The organism is Rhizobium indigoferae, assembly GCF_034554815.1.
Classification (GTDB): domain Bacteria; phylum Pseudomonadota; class Alphaproteobacteria; order Rhizobiales; family Rhizobiaceae; genus Rhizobium; species Rhizobium leguminosarum.
The window spans coordinates 3,286,007-3,307,623 of the sequence record NZ_CP140635.1; the positions used below are offsets into that span (position 1 = coordinate 3,286,007).

The following is a 21,617-nucleotide window of genomic DNA, read 5'->3' on the forward strand; positions in this document are numbered from 1 at the left end:
TCGCGTCCTGGATGCAGTTGGCGTATGTTCACGGTGCGATTGAGAGAGTAATGATGCGAGAACCAATTCCGTCCGATCTGAAGGATATAAGTTTTCCCATACCGATTCACTATCTTGATCTCGCCACCTCTCACCTCGCCGTTGCGCCCCCGGTCTCCGATGGGCTCGTGGTCTTTCTGTCGGATGGTCTTCCCGTAGGACAAGCCTATATCGAAAGGCCCGAGACGGCGGCGGCACTCGCTGAGCGTGTCGTGCGGCCCGAGACGCTCGAGCATGCGCGTCAAGTCGCGCAAACCCCTGTGGGCAACCGTGACGTCAGCATTCTGATTTGCACGAAGGACCGGCCAGAGGAACTACGCCGTTGCCTGGCCTCGATCCCCAAACAGTCGCTCAGCCCCGTCGAGATCATCGTGGTGGATAATGCCTCTGCAGGCGAGGCAACGCGTCGCGTGGTAGAGGAATCGGGCGCAACCTATGTCCGTGAAGATCGGGTCGGGCTGGATTATGCGCGCAATGCGGCGGTTCGTGCGGCGAGAACCGAATTCGTCGCTTTTACGGACGATGACGTCGTCCTCCATGAGCGGTGGCTGGAGAACCTGATGAAGGGGTTCGATCTGCCGGAGATCGCCTGCGTCACCGGGTTGGTCCTTCCCGGAGAACTCGCAACGCCGGCGCAGTTTATCTTCGAAAAGCATTGGGGTTTCGGCCGGGGCTATCTGCGGCAGGATTTCAACCAGGACTTCTATACCAGGGATACACGTTACGGCGCCCCGGTCTGGACGATAGGAGCCGGCGCAAGTCAGGCCATCCGCCGCAAGGTCTTCGACGAGATCGGCCTGTTCGATGTCCGCCTGGACATGGGCGCTGCCGGATGCTCAGGCGATTCCGAATATTGGAACCGGCTCCTCCATCATGGTCATGTCTGCCGCTACGAGCCGACGGCGGTCGCCTGGCACTTTCATCGCAAGGATATGAAGGGGCTCGCCAAACAGATCTACCAATATATGAGTGGCCACGTCGCGGCCCTGCTGGTCCAGTATCAGAACACCGGAAATAACGCCAATCTGCGGCGCATCCTGCTCTCGTTTCCGAAATATTACGCCGGAAGGCTCCGAAGACGGCTTCGCAAAGGCACGACGTCGCACGACGTCTTCCTGAAGCAGGAGATGCTCGGAAGCGTAAATGGCGCTCTCTACGTTCTGCGGCGATGGAAGAGGCCCGCATGGTGATCGCCGCAACGCCTGACATTTCATTCCTCATCCCCGCCTATAACGCAGCCGATACGCTTGCCGAATGTCTTGCCAGCCTGCAGCAGCAGTCGCGATCGAACTGGCAGGCCGTCGTGGTCGATGACGGTTCGACCGACCGCACCTGGGAGGTTCTCGAGAGCATCGCAAACACGGACAGCCGCATTCTCCCCGCCCGTCAGCCGAATGCGGGTGCGGCCGCCGCGCGAAACCATGCCGCAAGACTGGCAGCCGCGCCCCTGCTCTGCATGCTGGATGCCGACGACTGGCTGGATCCGACCTTCATCGAAAACATGCAGCCAGTGGCGGAGAATTCATCTCCAGCAGTTATCGCCTATTGCGCCTTCCGCCGCGTCGCCCCGGACGGCAGGCTTATGCAGGTAGAACAACCTCCCATCTTGACGGGAGACGTCGCCAAGCGTGAGTTCTCCTCTTTTTGTGCACTCGCCATCCATACGGTTGTCTTTCCCAGAAGCCTTTTTGAGCTGGTTGGAGGCATGGATGAGACCTTGCAGACCTGCGAGGATTGGGATCTCTGGCTTCGCATGGCCTTTTCCGGCGCCGAATTTCGTCGCGTCGACCAATGCCTCGCTTTCTATCGCATGAAGGCGGACTCGCTCTCCGGCGATCCGACCAAAATGGTGCGTGACGCCATTCGCGTGACATCGAAGGCGCAAGCGCTGCAGACGCAGCAAGGCTTGTCGGCCGAGGGGCCGGAGACAGGCTGGATCACACCCCCGGTCAGCCAACTGCGCATGCTAGCCTGGGTCGTCGCGGCCAAGCTCGACCCGACTTTGGATGTTGCAGCCCTTGCAGCGCTTCTGCCTGAGATGCCGGACGCCGCGGGCTACGAAAACTTTCTTGCCGGTGTAATCCTGCATGGCCTGCAGACCGGGCTCTCTACGGATCGGGCTGACGATCTCATTGATGTGCTCGACAAATGGCGGCCGACGTTCCTTTTGCTCATCCAGCTGATTCAGGAACATTCCTTACCCGGCACTGGGCGCAAGATCATTGAGGCCGCCTCTTGGCACATATCCGCCGCAAACCCTTTGCGGTCATTCACGCTTGGCAATGTCCAGGTGGTCAGTGCCGCGCTCGAAACGCTTTCGCGGATCCCCAAGGCCGAGCCAGCCGACACGCTCATCATGCACGCCTTGTCCGGCGGACAACATGTCGGCTCCTTTGTCGGGCCATTCTGGGGCGATCTTTCGATCCGGGCACAGATCAGGCTGATCATGCATGAGATGCAGGCAGAAGAACATCTGCAGACGCCGCCCACCCTCGTCTATATGAGTTCGTGGACAAGGGAGGCATTGCGCGGCTACAGAGCCTTCGGCGGGCTGATCATCCGGAACGGCCAGCGGCGAGGACGTCTCGACCGAATTTTGGTGCGTATCGGGCGCAACGCTCTTCTTGCCTGCGCGCCAAGCGACAGAGAAGACAACGACGCCCGACTGTCCGACATCCAGCAAAATCTTCAACGCGGTCTGGCTCCACGGTTCCGAAATCCCACTCGGCTGCGGCCCGACGAAAAAAAGGGGGCTGCCCCGGTTCAGTCGGAAGAAGAATACTGGGAGCATATCTTTGAACGCCCGGATCCATGGAATTACGTCTCCGTCTACGAGCAGGTTAAATATGCGCAGACGTTGAGCCTGATCCCGGAAGGGATCGAGAAGGCCCTCGAGCTCGCCTGCGCCGAGGGGATCTTTACCGAGAAGCTGGCGCAAAAGGTCGGCCAGCTGACGGCCACGGATATTTCCCAGCGGGCAATCGACCGGGCTGTCGAGCGCTGCCGCGACCATCGCAACGTCGAGCTTCGCGTGCTTGACTTTGTCAAGAGCGATGTTCCGCCCGAACAGGACCTCCTCGTCTGCTCCGAAGTCCTTTACTACATGAAAGACGAGGAGATGCTTGCGGCGGTCTGTCAAAAGGTGGCCGCAGCGGTGAAGCCGAACGGCTACCTGATCACTGCCCACGCACATATCCGCCGCGACGAACCCAACCGGAGCGGATTCGATTGGGACAATCCTTTCGGTGTCGGGACGATCAAACAGCTGTTGGCCGCACAAGCTGATCTGGCCCTGGAAGAGACGATCGAAACCGAACTTTACGCCATCCACCGGTTTAGGAAAGGTCCGGTGGCAGATGCTGTCCTGCGGGTCGAGCGGCATGGAACTCCGCTGGACGCGGATGTGGCAAAGCACATCATCTGGGGCCCGGCGGGTACTGAGCGTGGGGCGGCATGGACGACGGAGGTCACGACCTCGGTTCCCATCCTCATGTATCACAGGATCGCAGAGGAAGGACCGGCGGCACTCCAGCGCTTCCGCACGCCGCCGGAGATCTTCCGCAAGCAGATGCAGTTCCTTCGGCGACAGGGTTATTACACGGTGACGGCGCAGACCCTGGCGGGGCTTCTGCGCAGCGGCAAGCCGATCCAGGGCCGGCCCGTCATGCTGACCTTCGACGATGCCTACTCGGATTTCCTGGAGGAGGCCTTCCCGATCCTGGCCGAGAATGATTTCAGCGCTGACGTATTCGTCGTGACCGATAAAGTCGGCGGTCGGTCAGATTGGGATGCTGCCTATGGAGAGCCTGCACCGCTGATGTCGTGGTCGCATATTCAGGAGTTGCACCAGAAGGGCATCAGCTTCGGCTCCCACCTCGCATCCCACACACCAGCCAGTGCGATGGACAACGAAGCCCTGCTGGACGAAGCCATGCGATCGCGCAATGCGCTGCAAAGCCGGCTGGGCAGCTCCGCAGAATCGATCGCACTTCCCTATGGCGGGACAGACTTCAGGGTCCCGGGCATTCTGGCGCTTGCCGGCTACGGGATCGGCTTCACGACACGACCGGCAAAAGCCACATTTTCCGATAATCTCTTCGGTCTGCCACGCCTCGAAGTCCGCGGCGATCGTCCTCTTGAAGCGTTCCCTGAACTTATGGGCCTGCCGGGAGCTTATATCGGATGACAATACCATGACTGGCGTTGCGGCCCCTCTCATCACCGTCGTCATACCGGCTTACAACGCCGAAAAGACGCTTGCCGAAACATTGCAAAGCGTCTCCAGCCAGTCCTATGACAAGCTCGAAATCCTTGTGGTCGACGACGGATCGCGGGACCGTACCTTCGATCTTGCTCGCGACTACAGCCTGACCGATCACCGTGTCCGTGTTCTCCGCCAGGAGAATGGCGGCGTTGCCCGCGCGCGCAACCACGGCATCGAGGACGCGCGCGGCCTTTATATAGCCCCCGTCGATGCCGATGATTTATGGCACCCTCGCAAAATCGAACTCCAGCTCGAGGCGCTAGGGAAATTTCCGGACGGACGCGGAGTCGCTTACAATTGGTATGCGGCGATCGACGAGAACGGCATCATTTTCGGTCATTCGCGACCAGTCCTGCATCAAGGGACTATCTTCGAACCGCTGTTGCGGGAAAATTTCATCGGCAATGGCAGCACACCCTTGATGCCGCGGGCGGACATTCTTCGCTGCGGCGGCTATGACGCCAGCCTGCGCGACAACGGCGCCGAGGGATGTGAGGATCTGAAACTTTATCTGTCCTTGGCCGAAACCTTGCCCTTCGTGTTGGTTCCCGATTTCCTGACCGGTTATCGCTTTACCAAGGGAAATATGTCCAGCAACGCCTACAGGATGCTGAAATCCCACGCCCTGGTCATGGCCCCGATCATCACGCGCTATCCGCAGTTTACGCGCGACATCCAGACAGCCGAGTTCAACACCGCACGCTGGTATTTCAAAAAGGCGTTTCTGGGCAATGACTTTGCCCAGGTCAAACAGCTGGCGCCGATGATGGTCAGAAAATATTCCTCGCGCCTCGTCGTCCATGGAGTACAGCAGGGCTGGCGCCAAGCAAAACGCGTCCTGCGGACGGCAAAGCGCGCCCTCGGCAAGTCTTCGGCGCGGCCGAAAATCCGCCTTGGGAGCGCCCCCCTGCCGCAACCAGGAACAGCATTCAGCGATCGTTTCGCGGCCACGCCTGCCAGGGAGACAATAAGCCTGACCTCTTCGCGGATGGTCGACAATGAATAGGTTTCGAAAGCCACCTTCCGCTATGCCCGCAAGAGCCTACAACCTGGTCGTTGCATCTCGGTTTCGCGAGCTTCGGCAACTCGTACCGGCGCTGCGGCTCAAGATGACGGTGATGATCATCCTGGGAATTCTCACAGGGTTCTCGGAAATGGTCGGCATCACCTTTCTGGTCAGCCTCGTCTTTCTTCTCGGGCAGCAAGGTCCCGTTTCCGGCTCCGCCGTCGCATGGCTTCCAGCGATTTTCGGCGGCATCGACCTCAGTCTTTCGAAGCCTGTCCTGATCGGCATCCTCATCGGCTCCATCCTGTTCCGGATTTTATTGGGATGCGCCAATTCGCTGATTGCAAGCGCAGTGAACCACCGAATTAGCGACCGCATGCGAGACCGCCTCTACGCCAAGGTCTTGACCATGCCCTTCCAGCGCTTTCAAGACTATGAGCGCAGCGACCTGATCAACGTCATCGCGACCGAATCCTATGCGGTGTCGTCGGCGCATGCCAGCCTGGTACGTCTGGGGGTGAATTTCGGGACGATTGTGATTTTCGGCGTCGGCATGCTGGTCATGGCCTGGCCGATCGCGTTGCTGGCTCTCGCCTTCGGCTTCATCCATAATTTTGTATTGGGTTTCTTTGCCGGTGCCTACCGCCGTCTCGGTGCCTCTGCACTGGCTGCGGTGGAAGCCTTGACACAGTTGAGCTGGACAACGCTGCAGACTTTGAAGGCCGTCAAAAGCTTCGGCATGGAAAAGCGCCATCAACAACTCTTCGAGGCGCTTTCCAACGACGTCGGCCAGACCTGGCGCCGGTCGGATGGGATGGGAGCGATAACCTCGCTTCTCAGCGAAATGCTGACCTTCGGGGTCATCCTGACGATCATTCTGTCCTCCGAATTCCTGCCGGTCGATTTCAAGGCGGCGCTCTCGGCCACGATCCTTCTCTACAGGCTTCAGCCGCATATCAAGGGATTTGATTCCCAGATTCTCAGCCTTTACGAGATGGAAGCGTCCCTGCAAAACGTCCTTGCCCTGCTTGCAGAGAAGGATGACATCAAGCAGGCATCGCGAGGGGAGAAGGTAAGCCGCCTGGCGGAGGCGATTGTCTTCCACAACGTCTCGTTCGCCTATGAGCGATCGAACGCCCCGGCGGTTGACGACCTCAGCTTCGCAATCAGAGCAGGCGAGACGACGGCTCTGACGGGGCCGAGTGGCTCCGGCAAAACCACCATCCTCAACATGATTCTCGATCTCAACCCGCCGACCCGGGGCCTGATCACGGTCGACGGCAGGGATCTGACAACCATCGACCGGTCCAGCTGGCTGCAACTGCTCTCCGTGTCGGGCCAGGATGTTGAACTGATGGAAGGCACGGTCCTCGACAACATCCGGTTTCGTCGCGATATCTCGGAGCAGGATATCCGCTGGGCGGCCGATGTGGCCTGCGCAACGGAATTCATCAATGATCTGCCGTATGGCTTTGATGAATGGCTGGGCGACGAGGCGATCCGGCTTTCGGGCGGACAAAGGCAGCGCATAGGTCTGGCGCGTGCGCTCGCCGGCCGGCCTCAGATCCTGCTGCTGGACGAAGCAACAAGCGCACTCGACGAAGAGACCGAGATGCGGGTGTTTTCGGCAATGAAAGAAGACGCCGGCAGAACGCTGATCGTCGTTAGCCATCGGCCCGCTGTGGCCAGGCTGATGAAGAACCGGATCGATCTCCGCCCCCCCACCCCCACATCCAAGCTCGGGTGACAGCCATGGAGATGCCAACCACATCCCGCATTCAAGTGGCCGTTATTATCCCTGCTTATAACGCCAGCCGCTACCTTGCCCACACGCTCCAGTCGGTCAGCAACCAGACCCACAAGGCGCTGGAGATCGTCATCATCGACGACGGTTCGACGGACGACACGGTCTCGATCTGTCGCCGTTTCGCCGCGGGCGACCCAAGGATCCGGATTCTGTCGACCGAAAACCGTGGCGTCGCTGCGGCTCGCAATAGCGGAATAAAAGCATCGAAATCCGCCTATATCGCCTTCCTCGATGCGGACGACATATGGCATCCGACCTATGTCGAAAGAATGCTTGCGGCGCTCCATCCCCTGCCGGACGCCTGGGGCGCGGTGTATGCCCTTCACCGCTTCATCGATACCGAAGGATATTGCACGAGATCCGGTTCGTCGCTGAACGCCCGGGACAGCATTCTCAACCGTCATCTCGTATTCCGCTTCGTCGGCAATGGCAGCGGCTTCATGGTTCGCCGCGCTGTCGTCGACAAGATCGGCGGCTACGATTCAAGCTATGCCAGAAAGGGGATTGGAGGATGCGAGGATTTCGATTTCGAACTCCGCACCGCTGAACATTTCAAGATCGAGACGGTGCCGTTGGGTCTGGTGGGGTATCGCTCGCATTCCGCAGCCATGTCTTCAGACAGGTCGCGGATGGCGCGATCGCTTCTGGCGGTGACCGAGCGATGTATCGCTCGCAATCCCCAGCTTCCGGCTTTTGTCGTCAGCTGCGCCCGCGCGTCGGCGCATCTTTATGCATTTTCAAAATTTGCCGCTCTGAAAGATTGGCCCAGCGCTGCGACCTCGCTCAAACACATTTATCATCATAGCCCTATGGTCGCCTCCGGCGTCCTCGCCAGATTGATCTTTACAAAATCTGACAGAGCCGCACGCAGGGCGTTGTCGAAAATCTGGCCAGCGAGGGAGCAAAAGCAAAAGAATCTGAGGAAATTCGAAGAGATAGACCCGCTTCTGCCCTTGGTCGGCGGTTGGTCTCGCTTCAGAACGAAGACATTGCTCAGCCGCTTATCCGAGATCGATCGGTCTGACGAATGCGCTGCGGCGACCTCATTGCAGGAGGCTTGAATCTGTCGGCTGAACGGCTGTCGACGGCGTTTTCCGCTCGGCCGCTATTGTCGCGCCGAAGAGATCCAGCGCCGTCAAACATCCAAAGGTTTGACACCCCTTCCTTTCCATCAGCCTGGTGACTATCTCACTATTTTGTACTATGAAATTTTATATTGATGTAGAATAGCAATTGCTAAAAAAGAGAGTAATCTAAAGAAAAAAAGAACTACCCCAATAATGATCTTCGACAATGTCGAATTTAACTGAAATCATACCTACGTACAGTGCAGGCATTCCGACTGGAGGACCCGTCACCCACCCCGGCGGGTCCTCAACTTTGCTTCTCGGCTGGTTGCACAAATGCGGTCGCCGTTGTCGCTGCATCAGCGTAGATAGATCTTCCTTCAGATGACGATATTACGCTGTTGAGATCGGCTTGATGAGAAAATCCCGCATCATCGGCAAGTGACGGTCGAATTTCCGGCTTTCCCCGCTTAATATTTTGACCATAATTGCAATTTATCTCCGGATATTTCGAGATCCGCAATGAAATTGCGGAAGCGGAGCAATCGTCATGAAGTTGATATTGTTTTCCAATAGAAATTTATAATTATCGCTGATGCTCCTAAGCAGAACACATCCCGCGATTATAGTTTGATATAATTTCAATCGTCTTATAATTGATGTTTAAATACAACCATTATCTGAAAACAATAAATTTACCTTTTGATAAATTTTATTTCTTCTACTCAATTATCGTTATTGGTTTTATTAGCTCCTTCATTTCACAAGAATCGGCGTTTAGCTTTCGGAGAAATCTCCCGAAAGTTATTTCCCTCCCCCGGTTCTCAACGGTCCGACAACCTGCCGGCACACTGGTGATGTTGTTACGGCCGATGGTCCAATAGTCCTGGGCTGGCCGGGCGTGAAAAAGTTGCCGATGCAATTTAACACCGCAGCACGAAACATTAACAACCTGATAAATAAAGTTATTATATAATTCAATACGATCTGGACTGGCCGATTCAGCCAACAGCATTCGGTCTGCCATATCAAGCGTCGGCATATGAGCCTGTCCTTGCGGCGTCAGAAATTCCTATCCTCTTGGCGAGATATGCTTGGGCGAAGTTGGACAGTCCTGACTCAATACATCGAAGGCCCCGACATGCCCCGACCTGTGTCGAAATGGTCGCACCTCGCCGGCGAATTAACCCTTCATAAAGCATTTGCTTGCTCAACTTATAATTTGTGTCATGGTCACTGTAAGTAGCGAGGGAGCCGACCTGATGAGTGATATGGCATCGCAGATTCCGGAATTTGGTTACGATGAGCGCGTGATGATCTGCCGGAAGCAGATCGAAAAGGCGGTCTATCAGTTCATTACAAATACGAAGGTCGAGGGATGCGATCCGGCGGAAGTCGCCATGGCCATCGCAGACATTGCCGACGATTACATTTTGCTGCTGGCCCAGAAGCGCAATTTGACCCATTGAGGTCAACGGATCGGCCGCCAATCGGCCGATCGTCCGCACGATGTGTGAGACCCAAAATCGCCGCCGCTTCCGCGTGCGCCCGGCCCAGAACGAGGCGGGCTTCTCCCAACCTACAATTGGCGCCAGCTCACAGATGGATTTCGATTGACCGCTCACTTGCACAGCAACACATGCATAACCCCGAAAATCGATGCCGATTTTCGGGGTTATGCATGTGTTTGAAGTGGTAGTGCGTTTCCGGCGCGTCCGATCGGACGCATGCCGGCCTAATGGCTTCTCACGCTCACTTGCGGAACCGGGGAGCTCAATTCGGCCAATTCCCTGGTCAAGCCCTCCCCGACCTCCTGCTTCACCGCCTCAAGCGCAAGGTCGAGGCAATTCGTCGCAAACGGCAGTTTGACATCCTGAGAGACCTGTCGCGCATAGGCGATCATCCGCGCCAATGCGACGAGTTCTTCCAGTCCGTCTTCTGCCCCTTGGTCTGCTTTTATCTTGACAACCGATGTCACGCCCATGCCCCATTTCTCCAATGAATTGAAGGAATGATACGCCTGTGGACGTGATCCAGCCCGTGAAAAAAGCGTGACACAACCCTCGGTGACAAATGCCGAGTTCGATTCACAATGCAGGGCGCGTGGGGAATGCGGTTTCGTGCAGTTTCCACGGCAAGTCTGCATTCGAGCGAATGTCGCGGGCGTCCTGCACGGCTTTCAACAATTCCAAGGCATCGATGCGTTTTTGATCGACGGCATTCGACAAAAGTGCCGCCAGCAGCCGCGGACGATCCGGCTCGGCCAGCCCTGCACATTGCTCGACGACCGCCCGCCACGTTCGCTTCTTGAAGAATATCACGCTTGCGGCATCTTCGAGCTCTTGACGCAACCCACTGGCCAGCTGCCCGCTATCCTCCATCACATCGAGCGTTGCGCTGACATTGACGAGCGGAACCGTCAGCGGCTTGCTGCCCAGCGCGCTCGGCGCGTGAGTGAGTGCGACGGCGGCATCGTCGACCAGCCGGCCGGTGCGATAGTCTTCGAAAATGCGGCCGATCCCGATCATGCCGAACGAATGGCATTCGGCAGCGCGCAGCGCACCCATGCTTGCCGCCCCGAGAACCGCGACGCCCAGCGAAAGAGCATGGAGAATTTCCTTGTGCCAGACCGGTGCGGCATATTCGAAGCCGCCGTCGATCAGGCCGATGACATTGGCGCCCTGTTCCACCGCAGCCAAGACATCGCCCTGCGTCGCAGGCGGCAGGACGCCTATGCCCTCGCCGGCAAGCGACGCCGCATCGGGAAGACTGGGCCCTGCGAAAATGATCTTCAAAACCCTATTGCCCTGGCAAGCGCCCTGGTTCCGAACCGCCGGGCGCGCTCCCCCTCCGGATTTTCAAGCTCGGGAATGACAATCTTGACGACACTGAAGGGAAGCGTGTCGTCGCTGAGGCGCACGGCGATCACCGAAGCGATCTGCCTGTTGCGTAGCCGGTCGAGCACATGCTGCAGCAAGTGAGGCAGATCCTGCTGCCCATGTCCTGCCACCCCGTCACGGCCGATGGCGGCAGCGGGCGGTGCCGCAATCGCAGCGAAGGCCTGCCGCATCAGCGGCGGCAAGCATCGTGAGAACGTTGCGGGAGAAATATCGTCCCTGGCTCCGCTGATATAGGTCAGTCGGGATTGCACGGCTTCCGTCACCGCCCGAATGGCCGCGCGCACGGGAGACGGATGAGCGCCGGTGCCGCCGGTCACCTCGACGAGGCGAATCTCCCTGTCGCCGTGAAGAGCCCGACGGCCCGGAATGAGATCCCCAGGGCCCAGCATGGCGGTGAAACAGGGGATCCCGATGTCGCTGGTGATATCGAAGAGCCTGAGCGCCAATCCCGATGTTTCGATCTTGTCGATCAGCCCGCCCAAAGCGCCGTCCTTAAAGCCGCGAGGATCGACGCAATCAGCGTAACGATCCGCTTCCGCGCCCACCTGCCAGAGCACATGGGCGTCACGCTCGATACGCTCCAGGACGCCATGAAAGATCGCCTCCTCGGCATTGTTTCCCGACGCCAGGCCGTCCGAAGACATCCAGTATCGCGCGTCACGGGTGCGGTCGAGCACCACCGCTTCAAAGGGGACATAAACCTCGTCGCCGGTGAGGACATTGACGCCGGCAACCCAATCCGTCTCCTCGTCCGGTCCGAGATCGGGTTTATGAAGAGCGGTCAGGCAGTTCAGCATGTCGGTCTTGCGTCCCATCGCCTGCAGACGGGAAGAGGTGTCGTGGACGAGAACGACGGAGGGTTCGCCGGCAACCGCCCGCTCGAGGGCTTCCATAACAGTGGATACTTTGGCGTCGATATCGGTCAGGCCCTTTCCCTGGGCAATCACGATCGAACGGGAATTCGGGGCATATGCGCACCAGACCGGGATTCCGATGTCGTCCAGTCCGGTATGTCGCGCAACCCTGGTAATGCCGAACCCGGCCAAAAGAGGTTCGACGCGGGAAAGGGTTTCCCGCGGCGACATAACCCTCTCGGAATATACGGACCAGTCCGTCAGAAGCCGGCTCAGCCGTCGACGTGACCGGAAAGGGCAACCTGCGCCGACGAAACGGCGACGGCGAGGTCGACGCCCTTCACAAATGTGCCGCCGGCTTTGCGCAGGTCGTTCGCAGTCCCCAAATCCCCCGTCGGATTGAGAGGCTTGACCGTACCCGCACCGAGATCGGCAAGCCAGAGACCCGCCTCGCCGGGTATACCTATAATGACAACTTTGGCCATGTAATGCCCCTAAGTTATTGTTAAAAACCGGCCTTCAATAGGCCCTCCCGATATAGCTCTTTTTGCCAATGTTCCTTGAAGGGGACGATGGCGAGCCACTTCTCGACGTCGAAGACCGGGTTGATGCTTTCGGCCCGTTGCCGATGGAAGAGCGCCCGTTTTCGATCGCCGATCATTGCGCAACTGGCCGCGGCGATGCGATGGGCCGGCGCTTTGTCTTTCATCGCCTCGACATAGGCGATGGCCTCCTCGTACTGTTCCAGGAAAAAACTCGCTCCCGCAGCACACCAGAGATAGGCGTCAGGCGCTATCGGATTGAGCGAAATCGCCTTTTTGATCTTGGCGAGCGCATCGCCGGGGCGGGATGCATGCACGAGCGTGTCGGCATGGCTATAGATGACATCGGCAAAATGCGGGCTGAGTTCTTCCGCCAGATGAAGTGCGGCGACACTGGCATCGACATCGCCGAGATAGAGTTTGGTGACGCCAAGCTCGCGATGGCCCGCCGCCGATGCCGGGTCCCGCTCGATGGCCCGAAGTGCATTCTGTTCCGCCAGATGCAGCAGCTCATTGTTTCCCTGCGCCGTCACAAGCCACTCGCTGGTGAAGGTCCTCGCCAGCCCGGTAAATGACGGAGAAAAATCCGCCTTGTGCGACAATGACTGCTTGAATGCCTTCCGTGCCCGGCGGATATGCGGCAATGTCAACTTGCTCATCAGGCTCGAGCCGACCAGATAGGCGTGATAGGCCTCAGGATTGGCTTCGAAACGTAAGCGCTCTTCCTCGTTTTCAGCCAGCTCGCGGGCCACCGACATGGTCAGCTGCTGCGCGATCAGCCGTCTCTGACGCGGCAATATATCGGGCGTCATCGCAAAGCGATTGGCCCAGATAATCTCGTCCGTGGGAAAATAAACCAGCTGGGCGAATAATCCCTCTTCGGAAAGCTTTGTATCCAGAAGATAGGCGATCGAATGACGGGCGACCACGGCAGCCTTCTCGGAGTCGCGGCGGATCTGGCCGGCCGTATGTGGCGCGACGATGGAAATGTTTCTGAGCGCGCAGAGTTCGATCGTGACGTCTTCGATCAGGGCGTTGGCAAGCGCAAGTCCGGCATCGGCATGTTTCGACGTCGGGGGAAGCAGCACCAGGCGAGGCAAGATCAGCGGCATCGGCGATATACGCTCGATGTCGGCAGGTGTCTCACCACCGGCCTCTGACCGCTTCACCTGTACCCGGGCATGATCGTCGCCGTTCGACAAGCTCTCATTGAGGGACGAACTGCCAGATAGCCGGTGCAGTAAGGCTCTGACCTGCTCGTCTTTCGGATCCCGTTCGAGGATCTGCAGGGCGGCGTTGGAAATGGTGCGCGTCGCGCCGGGCTTTTGCGCATCCGGCAGCGCATCCAGCAATGCCTGCCGCAATTGCAGCGCCTGAGTGTCCCGTTGCGCCCTGATCCACGCATCTATCAACTTTGTCGCTGGTTTGATATTTCCGATGAACCCGCGCTGGGTCAGTTCGGCGATCGCGTTCAGCCGCTCCAGCGGCGAACCGCCGGCGCGAAAAATATCCAGATCGCTGGAAACTACCTGCGTGTTGAGACGAACCGTGGTGGCGGTGAAATCGAAGGGCATTTCGGCGCGTCCGCCGTCTGTCTCGCGGATGCGGGAAAGCAGTTTGCGCAGATTGAGCCGCGCCAGATCAGCTTCGACGTCATTCCATAGAAACTGAGCCAATTCATAGCGGCTGAGTTCATGGCCCGCGCCGGCATAGAGATGGGCCATCATCAACAGGCCCTTGATCGGATAGCGAACCGGATCGCCATTCGTCTCGATCAACCGCAGATCGCCGAATGTCTGCAGATGGAGCACGATACGTCCTCAGCTGTTCATAACCGAATCGTGCAACTCAATGTCGCTTTCAGGCAATCCCGCGGCTGCCAGGCTTTTGGCCAACGCCACCAGCTTTTGCCTGATATTCGGGTCCTCGATGGCGATGAATGCCTTGTTGAGCGCCAGTCCCTCTTTCGAGGACAAAAAGCTGTTCAATTCACTCGTCTCGCCATCGATCGGCCCGGCGCCGCCGTTCTCGAAGAAAAAGCCGACGGGCACGCGAAGAATCTCGGATATGCGCTGAAGACGGCTGGCCCCTATTCTATTCGTTCCTTTTTCGTATTTCTGGATCTGCTGGAAGGTAATGCCCAGAAGTTCGGCCAAGCCGTTCTGGGTCATCCCGAGCGTCTTCCGCCGAACTCTCACGCGATTGCCAACATAGACGTCGATCGAATTCGGCGATTTAGCCTTCATGTGAATAAGTCTCCCGCGTTATCAGCACGCCCAGCTGTATAATGGAGAGTTTAAGCAAGAATGCAACTAAAAGTAAATATTTCGTAAGGGTTTTTTTCAGCAGTGCAGACAGTAAAAGCAACCTGTGGATTATTGCAACGGGCGGCATTTGGCGCGGGTGCGCGCCGTGCTTTATCGCGCACGTCGCAGCGGACGAATGCCGTCCGAAATCAGTGCAGCTCCGACGCCGTGTCTAAGAGGCTTTTGCGCAACAGCGATCATCGACTTGGCGAAAACGGGAATCCTTCCGACATATTCAAAACGAATATTGTCGAAGCCGGCATCCAGCAACAGCGTACGCAGCGTGTTTTTCGACCAGAACTTGATATGCCCATGATCCGTCAACGGCATGAAATGGTCGTCCATTTTCCCCACCGCAGCCAGGGCAAGGTTCTTCAGATAACCATGATAGGGCGTCGAAATCACGGCGATACCGCCCGGCTTGACGAGATCGTACATCGTCGAGGTGAAAGCCTTCGGATCGTAGACATGCTCGACGACCTCCAGGCTGATGACGGCATTGAATGTGCCATATTCCCTGGAAAGCTTGTCATACGCCGAGCCGACATTCAGCGGCAGTTCGGGATAATTGACATTGGCCTTCGCGATGCCATCGCTGGAAGGATCGACGCCGACGACATAATATCCCTTTCCCGCAAGAGCCGCAGCTGCCCCGCCGGTACCGCATCCCAAGTCAAAAACGTCGTTCTCAAGAGCACCGTCGAAATGGCTCTCCAGCACATCGAGCACGGCGGGCAAGATGTAGGAATGCGCAGTGGTCGGTTTGGCGTGAACATAGGTGGTTGCGTCTAGCTCGACGGACATATCCCTTCCCCTCGGCGATTGCGCGGCAAACCCTATCGAAGAATACGTCGAAAATTTGATGAAAATCGCCAAAACCCGTCCGATTCCAAGGATATCCAAAATATAATCTATGGTTTCATAATAAAAATAAAAACTTTTGCGCGAAAATAGACTGAGACTATAATATAAATTAATATATATGGATAGCTATCATATAGTAATTCAGAAACTGTCCAAAATATCCTACCTTAATCATAATAATAAAAACAATAATCCGTCGAAATCACGCGGAAGCCGAGCTAACGCTGATCGATTCATAGACCGAATGGTGAGATCATTCGCCATCTTCCACCGCGATTGCCCCTAGCTATCTTGGAGCTTCCCAATTGACATAGGGTTGAAGCGCCTCCGCCGAAATCTGCAGCGCTCCCTTCCTGATGACACACAAAGGTGCCCAATTGCCGACACGAAGCCAAAGATATTTAACGGCTGAATGTATATGCTTGATCTAAAGCGCGTCGCGATCTTTTAGATTCGCTCCTCGCGCTTTAGGTCTTTGATTTTACGCATGTCGTTGTCGCAAAACCGCTGCACACTTTTGCGCGACATGCTTTGGTGCAATTCCAGCAAAAGTGCGCGGCGGTTTGCGTCCGGAATTGCGCAAAAACAAAAAGATAGAGGGTTCCGTGGCTTGGAGAAAAACGGAAATACTCTAGACCGCCCGATCGAAACCCTTCTCGCACGCCGGAGAAGACAAGCTTGCCCGATACTTCGTCGTCCGCATATGCGAAACAGCCGGTGAGAAAACCGCGGATTCCCGTTGTCTTCTGGTTGCTGCTGACGATTTCCCTCTCGCTGGTTATGGGAACGGTGCTGCTTTCCAACGACATGAAACACTTAAAGACGGTCAGCCACTATTTTGGCTTCGATCTATTTCCCCCTGAGGTTAGGCCGCCGCCGCCCAAAGCTCTTCCCCGTCCGGCGCCTCCAGCCACCTTCGCGCTTCCCTTGCATGTCATTGAACCGCCGGCCGCACAGACCGCGTCGACTTTTCTACGGACATGGCGGATATCCGGCGCCGCAATGTGTGCGGCGCTGCGCAATGCCGGCATCGAAACCACCGATTGGGCGGCGACGAGCTTCAACGCCGATACGTTCGAATGCTTTTTCGAGCAGAGTGGCAAGCGGGAAAAGGATCAGCTCCCGAACTCCATCTTCGTCATCGTTCGCGGCGACGCCGCCGGCACGATCAACAATATGCGCGTGAAGATCGTCAATCCCGAGACCGATCAAAATGGCCAGCTCGATCCCGGCATTCTGCGAATTTTCCAAATCATGCTGCGGCAACCGCAATGGCTCGATTTTCACGAGACCCTGAACGCCATCAAGAACCTGAGGGATATCAAGGAAGACGGCTTCGGAGCCAGTATCAGCTTCACCCGCGAGGTGCTCAATCCCGGGAATTACAATTTCACACTCTCGCTGGACGCGACTTCAGGACCGCAAAAAAGAACGAGAAATTACTTTTCCGGCAGAATATGGCTGCCATTGCCCGACCATGCGGTCGACATCAACAGCGCGCAACCGGAATCAGTCTCCGAGCCTTCCGATGCCGAGGCCCCGGCAGAAAGTCCGGAGCATCGGCATTAGAGCAATTCCAAAGGTGCGCAGCGGCTTCACAGAAATTGTGCAAAAACAAAGAGATAGAGCACTAAAAGGCGGACATCTTCTAGATTTCTGGCTTCCCGCCGCGCGCCGACTTATCTCGCCATGTAACTTGCATCGTCGTGATCTCTGGCCAGAATCTTGTAAAGCTCTTTCAAACTGTCCGCACTCGGCCGTTCGGTGCTGTCCCCACCCGCCAGGCGCCAGACACGCTCGACATTGAGGTCCTGCGTGACTTGCGCAAGGTCTTCGTTCAGCGAGCGAATGACGATCTCCGATTGACGCAGCCGCCGCGACATTCTGACGAGCGCTGCGAACGGGAGGAAAATGACGCCGATGATGCCGAGAACAAGGGCTGCGAACTGCCGGTCATCGAGGAGCGATAGATCGTTTCGAACGGGCGCCATAAAAAAAACGGCATTTTGAAATGCCATATAAAAATAGCTCATGAGATAGCTGGACCAATCTTCCATCACGAGCGCCCTCCCCGAGCGGTTTATATCTTGGAATATGCTGAAAAGTCTAGCAGACACCGAATATCCCCTGCGGCGAAAGTATATTTGAGGTTGCATTACTCTGCTGAATTGAACGCGAATCCCGTGATGGATCGGTGCCGACGAGCCTGGCCCTTCAAATTCCACCGCGGACATGAAAAAAGCTAACAGTGAGAGATAGAATGAATAGAAGACGTTTCCTCGCCTCGGTTCCGCTCGCTCTGTTGTATGTTCGTGCGGGCCAGGCCCTAGCGCAGGTGCCTGCCTCTGCAGGGCTGCGCGCCCTCGCCGATAGGAAGTCGTTCCGATTCGGATCGGCAATCGACCTGCAAAACATCAACGATCCAATCGCTTCCGAGATTTACATCGACAACGTCAATTCAATAACGCCGCGAAACGAGCTGAAGTGGAATGCGACGGAAAAGAGACCGGGTGTTTTCAGCTTCGGTAGCGCCGACCGCATGGTTGCATTTGCACGTAAAAACAACATGAGGGTTTATGGCCATACGCTGATTTGGTATCGCGTCCCGGGCTGGGTGTCTGATATCACGGACGCAAAGACCATTCAGGCGGCCATGAACCGTCATATAAAACAGGTTGTCACTCGCTATAAGAACTCGATCGATGCTTGGGATGTGGTGAACGAGCCGTTGGAGTATGATGCAGCGGATCTGCGGGATTGTGTTTTCCGACGCCTTCTTGGCGACGATTATATCCGTATGAGTTTCGACATGGCGCACCAAGCTAATCCCGGCGCGACGCTGGTCCTCAACGAAACGCATCTGGAGAAAAAATCCGACGTGTTCGAACAGAAGCGTGCGCGCGTCCTGAAAATCGTCGAGGATCTCGTCGCCAAAAAAACGCCGATCAATGCGGTAGGGCTGCAGGCGCATTTCCGCCCCGGCCTCGACCGGATCGATCCGGAAGGAATGGGACGCTTCTGCGCGGCGCTGAAGGACATGGGTGTCGGCGTTTTCATCACCGAACTGGATGCGTCCTGCCACTTCCTGAACCGCGACAAAGCCTTCACGCCGGCATCCTACGCCGATATTTTCAGTGACGTGATCACCGTGGCGGCCGAACATGGCGACTTGAAAGGCGTGACAGTATGGGGCATGTCGGAAAAATACGGCGAGCGCGATGAGAAAGCGGCCGATCCCGCTGCGGCTTGCACGAAGCGCGTTAATCTTTACGACGAAAATAATGCGCCAAGAAGTGCGATCGACGGTATCCGGCGGGCAATAGAGGCGATGTGATGCACAAGACAACGGAGACGCGAACAGATTCATGAAAAAAGCCGTTATTTATGTGGAAAAATTTTTGCCTGCCAGCCAGGCGTTTGTTCTCAACCAGGCGGTAGCGTTTCGTTCTTTCGAAGCTGAAATTCTTGCCGGCTCGCGAATTTCTTCGGCGCATACAAAAAAATCCACTGTTCCGGTTCATGACATCCGTCGCTCTCCCATTGCGCGGGCCGGTGAACTGCTACTGAAAATCCCGCAGATCGGCCTTCCCTTCCTCTTTCCTGCGATCGGCAAAGCCGATCTCGTTCACGCCCATTTTGGAAAGAACGGCTATGTCATCGGCCCGCTGGCCCGGGCCGCCGGCAAGCCGCTGATCACGACGTTTCACGGCTTTGACGCCACCTATGGCGGCGATCCGAAAAAGCCGGGCGGCTTCAATCAGGTGCGTTTCTTCGCCAAGGGCCGGAGTGAGATGGCCAGATGGAACAGTTGGAACATCGCCGTTTCCGATTTCATCCGAGACCGGTTGCTGGCACTCGGCTTTCCAGCCGATCGCGTCTATCGCCATCATATCGGCATCGATCTCGATCTCTTCAAAATGGAACCCCGTCCCCGAAAAAAAGGGCGCGTGGTTTCAATTGCCCGCTTCGTCGACTATAAGGGCCATCGTTTCATGATCGATGCGCTTTCGCGTGTGGCTGCCGCCGGCACCCCGGTCGAATTCGTCATGGTCGGCCAGGGTCCCTTGAAGGAGGAAATCGAAGCACTGGCGCGTCGTTCCTTGCCAAGCGTCACGATCCATGAAAATCTGTCGCAGACGGAGATAAGAGATCTGCTCGCCAGTGCGGAGCTTTATCTCCATGGAAGCGTGACCCTCGACAATGGTCACGCCGAAGCTTTCGGCCTCGCAAATCTCGAGGCGGAAGCCGTCGGTACTCCGGTCGTCGCATTTCGCTCGGGAGGCGTCGGCGAAGCGATTGAAGAGGGGAAAACTGGTTATCTCGTGGAGGAGCGGGATGTCGCAGGAATGGCGGACGCGGTCGGAAGACTGCTCAACGACCAGACCCTGTGGACAGCCTTTAGCGCGCGGGCACCGCTTCTGGTGGCCGAGCGCTTCGACTTACGTCGTCAGACGGGGACGCTCGAGGACTATTACAGTTCCGTGCTAGACGAATTTTCCAGCCGGGGTCGGACTTGATGGTGCAGACAGGAAAAAAGCCGAAGTGGGGACTGAACGTATTTCGGCCACTGCGGAACGGATTTGTGAAGGCCAAGTGGCTCTACTATACGAAATTCTGGGGAATGGACATCGATCCGACGGCTAGCTTTTCCTTGAGCGTGCGTTTCGACAAGACCAACCCTAGGGGATTGCATATCGGCGCGGAAACTTACGTCGCCTTTGAGGCGGCGATTCTGACCCACGATCTCACGCGCGGGCTCTATCTTCACACGAGGATCGGCAAGCGCTGCTTCATCGGCGCCCGCAGCATCATTCTGCCCGGCGTCGAGATCGGCGACGAATGCGTCATCGGCTCGGGCTCGGTGGTGACCAAGAGCGTGCCGCCGCGCTCGCTTGTCGCTGGCAACCCGGCAAAGATAATCCGCAGCGACATCAAGATCATTTCGCGTTACGGACGCATGGCTCGCGAAGAGGACACGGTCTCGCAGATCGTGACGCACTTGCCGACTGGAGAAGCACGATGAAGATGTTTGCCTACCGGGGGAAACACGAGAATTTTGGCGACGAACTGAACCATTGGCTTTGGGAGCGTTTGCTGCCCGGCTTCTTCGACGAGGACGAAAGCCAGCTCTTTCTCGGCATCGGCTCGATCCTCTACGACAATTTCGACCCGAACATGCAGAAGATCGTCTTCGGCTCGGGCTATGGCGGCTACACCAACCCGCCGAAGGTCGACGGCAACTGGACGTTCTATTTCGTGCGCGGAAAGAAGACCGCGGAAATCCTCGGCATCGATCCGAGCTACGCCATCGGCGATTCGGGCATCCTCACGCGCAGCTGCTGGGATGCCAAAAGCATCGAGAAGCGTTATCCCGTCTCCTTCATGCCGCATTATGAAAGCGCCATGTACGGCAGCTGGGATAAAGTCTGCGATCTCGCCGGCATCCACTATATCGATCCCCGTTGGTCGGTGGAAAAGGTTCTGACCGAGATCAGCGCATCACATAAGGTCGTCTCCGAGGCGATGCATGGCTGCATCATATCCGATGCGCTACGCGTTCCTTGGCGGGCGATCCGGCCGATCGCGCCAGGCAATCGCGCCAAGTGGTATGATTGGGCGAGTGCGCTCGATCTGGAGATCGATTTCGATCCGATCGGCCCATCGAACCTTGTTGAAGCCGGAGCGTCGCTGGTACGAAAAAATACCTACCTTTTGAAGAACATAACGTTCCGCCACCGCCGTATCCGACAGCTAACTGGCAACTATGTCTTCGGGTCGACGGTCAAGACGTTGCAGCGGGTAGCAGAGAAGCCGGGCCAGCTCAGCACAGATGAGTCTATCGTGAAAGCGCACGACAGAATGCTGCTTGAGCTAAACCGACTGAAGCAAGATTTTTCCAAGAAAACGGCAAGCGTTCTGTGAGGTCGCAAACCGGGTTCGTGACGAGGCAACAAGGCATGATGCTTTC

The 21,617-nt window shown here is 57.0% G+C and carries 19 protein-coding genes; 11 read left to right on the top strand and 8 right to left on the bottom strand.

Features of this window, described 5'->3' with window-relative positions; translation table 11 throughout:
- Positions 1-11: 11 nt before the first annotated feature.
- From U5G49_RS16470 to U5G49_RS16495, 6 genes are all read left to right on the top strand, one after another.
- On the top strand, positions 12-1,229 hold the full coding sequence (locus U5G49_RS16470; RefSeq protein WP_193445053.1) for a glycosyltransferase family 2 protein: 1,218 nt from the start codon (positions 12-14) through the stop codon (positions 1,227-1,229).
- The gene (locus tag U5G49_RS16475) at positions 1,223-4,225 is read left to right on the top strand and encodes a trifunctional glycosyltransferase/class I SAM-dependent methyltransferase/polysaccharide deacetylase (protein WP_193445052.1); all 3,003 of its coding nucleotides are present in this window, start codon (positions 1,223-1,225) and stop codon (positions 4,223-4,225) included. Before U5G49_RS16470 ends, U5G49_RS16475 begins: the two co-directional genes overlap by 7 nt.
- A 7-nt stretch (positions 4,226-4,232) precedes the next feature.
- Positions 4,233-5,309 (top strand): glycosyltransferase family 2 protein, encoded by a 1,077-nt coding sequence (locus U5G49_RS16480; protein WP_018243187.1) that lies wholly within the window; start codon positions 4,233-4,235, stop codon positions 5,307-5,309.
- The gene (locus tag U5G49_RS16485; RefSeq protein WP_193445051.1) at positions 5,302-7,056 is read left to right on the top strand and encodes an ABC transporter ATP-binding protein; all 1,755 of its coding nucleotides are present in this window, start codon (positions 5,302-5,304) and stop codon (positions 7,054-7,056) included. The genes U5G49_RS16480 and U5G49_RS16485 overlap by 8 nt, the downstream gene beginning before the upstream one ends.
- Complete coding sequence (locus U5G49_RS16490; RefSeq protein WP_018243189.1) at positions 7,053-8,177, top strand: glycosyltransferase family 2 protein; 1,125 nt, start codon at positions 7,053-7,055, stop codon at positions 8,175-8,177. Before U5G49_RS16485 ends, U5G49_RS16490 begins: the two co-directional genes overlap by 4 nt.
- 1,268 nt (positions 8,178-9,445) lie before the next feature.
- Entirely contained in the window at positions 9,446-9,652 is a 207-nt protein-coding gene (locus U5G49_RS16495; RefSeq protein WP_032980530.1) for a hypothetical protein, read from the top strand.
- Positions 9,653-9,918: 266 nt separating this feature from the next.
- Here the strand turns inward: U5G49_RS16495 and U5G49_RS16500 are convergent, their stop codons facing one another.
- The 7 genes from U5G49_RS16500 to U5G49_RS16530 all read right to left on the bottom strand — a co-directional run bounded on the left by U5G49_RS16500 (position 9,919) and on the right by U5G49_RS16530 (position 15,589).
- Entirely contained in the window at positions 9,919-10,167 is a 249-nt protein-coding gene (locus tag U5G49_RS16500) for a hypothetical protein (protein ID WP_065277190.1), read from the bottom strand.
- Positions 10,168-10,270: 103 nt separating this feature from the next.
- A complete protein-coding gene (locus U5G49_RS16505) occupies positions 10,271-10,978 on the bottom strand; it encodes a TfuA-like protein (protein WP_193445050.1) in 708 nt (235 codons plus the stop codon).
- A complete protein-coding gene (locus tag U5G49_RS16510) occupies positions 10,975-12,168 on the bottom strand; it encodes a YcaO-like family protein (protein ID WP_193445049.1) in 1,194 nt (397 codons plus the stop codon). The genes U5G49_RS16505 and U5G49_RS16510 overlap by 4 nt, the downstream gene beginning before the upstream one ends.
- A 41-nt stretch (positions 12,169-12,209) precedes the next feature.
- Positions 12,210-12,422 (bottom strand): hypothetical protein, encoded by a 213-nt coding sequence (locus tag U5G49_RS16515; RefSeq protein ID WP_018243194.1) that lies wholly within the window; start codon positions 12,420-12,422, stop codon positions 12,210-12,212.
- 20 nt (positions 12,423-12,442) lie between these two features.
- Entirely contained in the window at positions 12,443-14,290 is a 1,848-nt protein-coding gene (locus tag U5G49_RS16520) for a peptide antibiotic resistance protein (RefSeq protein ID WP_065277194.1), read from the bottom strand.
- A 9-nt stretch (positions 14,291-14,299) separates the two neighbouring features.
- On the bottom strand, positions 14,300-14,725 hold the full coding sequence (locus U5G49_RS16525) for a helix-turn-helix domain-containing protein (RefSeq protein WP_018243196.1): 426 nt from the start codon (positions 14,723-14,725) through the stop codon (positions 14,300-14,302).
- 171 nt (positions 14,726-14,896) lie between these two features.
- A complete protein-coding gene (locus U5G49_RS16530) occupies positions 14,897-15,589 on the bottom strand; it encodes a class I SAM-dependent methyltransferase (RefSeq protein ID WP_018243197.1) in 693 nt (230 codons plus the stop codon).
- 738 nt (positions 15,590-16,327) lie between these two features.
- Here U5G49_RS16530 and U5G49_RS16535 point away from each other — a divergent pair.
- Complete coding sequence (locus U5G49_RS16535) at positions 16,328-17,218, top strand: DUF6030 family protein (RefSeq protein ID WP_018243198.1); 891 nt, start codon at positions 16,328-16,330, stop codon at positions 17,216-17,218.
- A gap of 110 nt (positions 17,219-17,328) precedes the next feature.
- Here U5G49_RS16535 and U5G49_RS16540 read toward each other — a convergent pair whose 3' ends face one another.
- Positions 17,329-17,706, bottom strand: a complete 378-nt coding sequence (locus U5G49_RS16540) for a hypothetical protein (RefSeq protein WP_193445062.1) — start codon at positions 17,704-17,706, stop codon at positions 17,329-17,331.
- A gap of 203 nt (positions 17,707-17,909) precedes the next feature.
- On the opposite strand from U5G49_RS16540, the gene U5G49_RS16545 reads away from it, so the two are divergent.
- The 4 genes from U5G49_RS16545 to pssM are packed head-to-tail and all read left to right on the top strand — an operon-like array spanning position 17,910 to position 21,571.
- Positions 17,910-18,983: an endo-1,4-beta-xylanase gene (locus U5G49_RS16545; protein WP_026188494.1), complete on the top strand. Its 1,074-nt coding sequence runs from the start codon at positions 17,910-17,912 to the stop codon at positions 18,981-18,983.
- 31 nt (positions 18,984-19,014) lie between these two features.
- The gene (locus U5G49_RS16550; protein WP_018243201.1) at positions 19,015-20,166 is read left to right on the top strand and encodes a glycosyltransferase; all 1,152 of its coding nucleotides are present in this window, start codon (positions 19,015-19,017) and stop codon (positions 20,164-20,166) included.
- Positions 20,166-20,672 carry an acyltransferase gene (locus U5G49_RS16555; RefSeq protein ID WP_026230735.1) on the top strand — a complete coding sequence of 169 codons (507 nt, stop codon included), beginning with the start codon at positions 20,166-20,168 and terminating at the stop codon, positions 20,670-20,672. The genes U5G49_RS16550 and U5G49_RS16555 overlap by 1 nt, the downstream gene beginning before the upstream one ends.
- The gene (gene pssM, locus U5G49_RS16560) at positions 20,669-21,571 is read left to right on the top strand and encodes an exopolysaccharide glucosyl ketal-pyruvate-transferase (protein ID WP_018243203.1); all 903 of its coding nucleotides are present in this window, start codon (positions 20,669-20,671) and stop codon (positions 21,569-21,571) included. Before U5G49_RS16555 ends, pssM begins: the two co-directional genes overlap by 4 nt.
- Positions 21,572-21,617 lie beyond the last annotated feature (46 nt).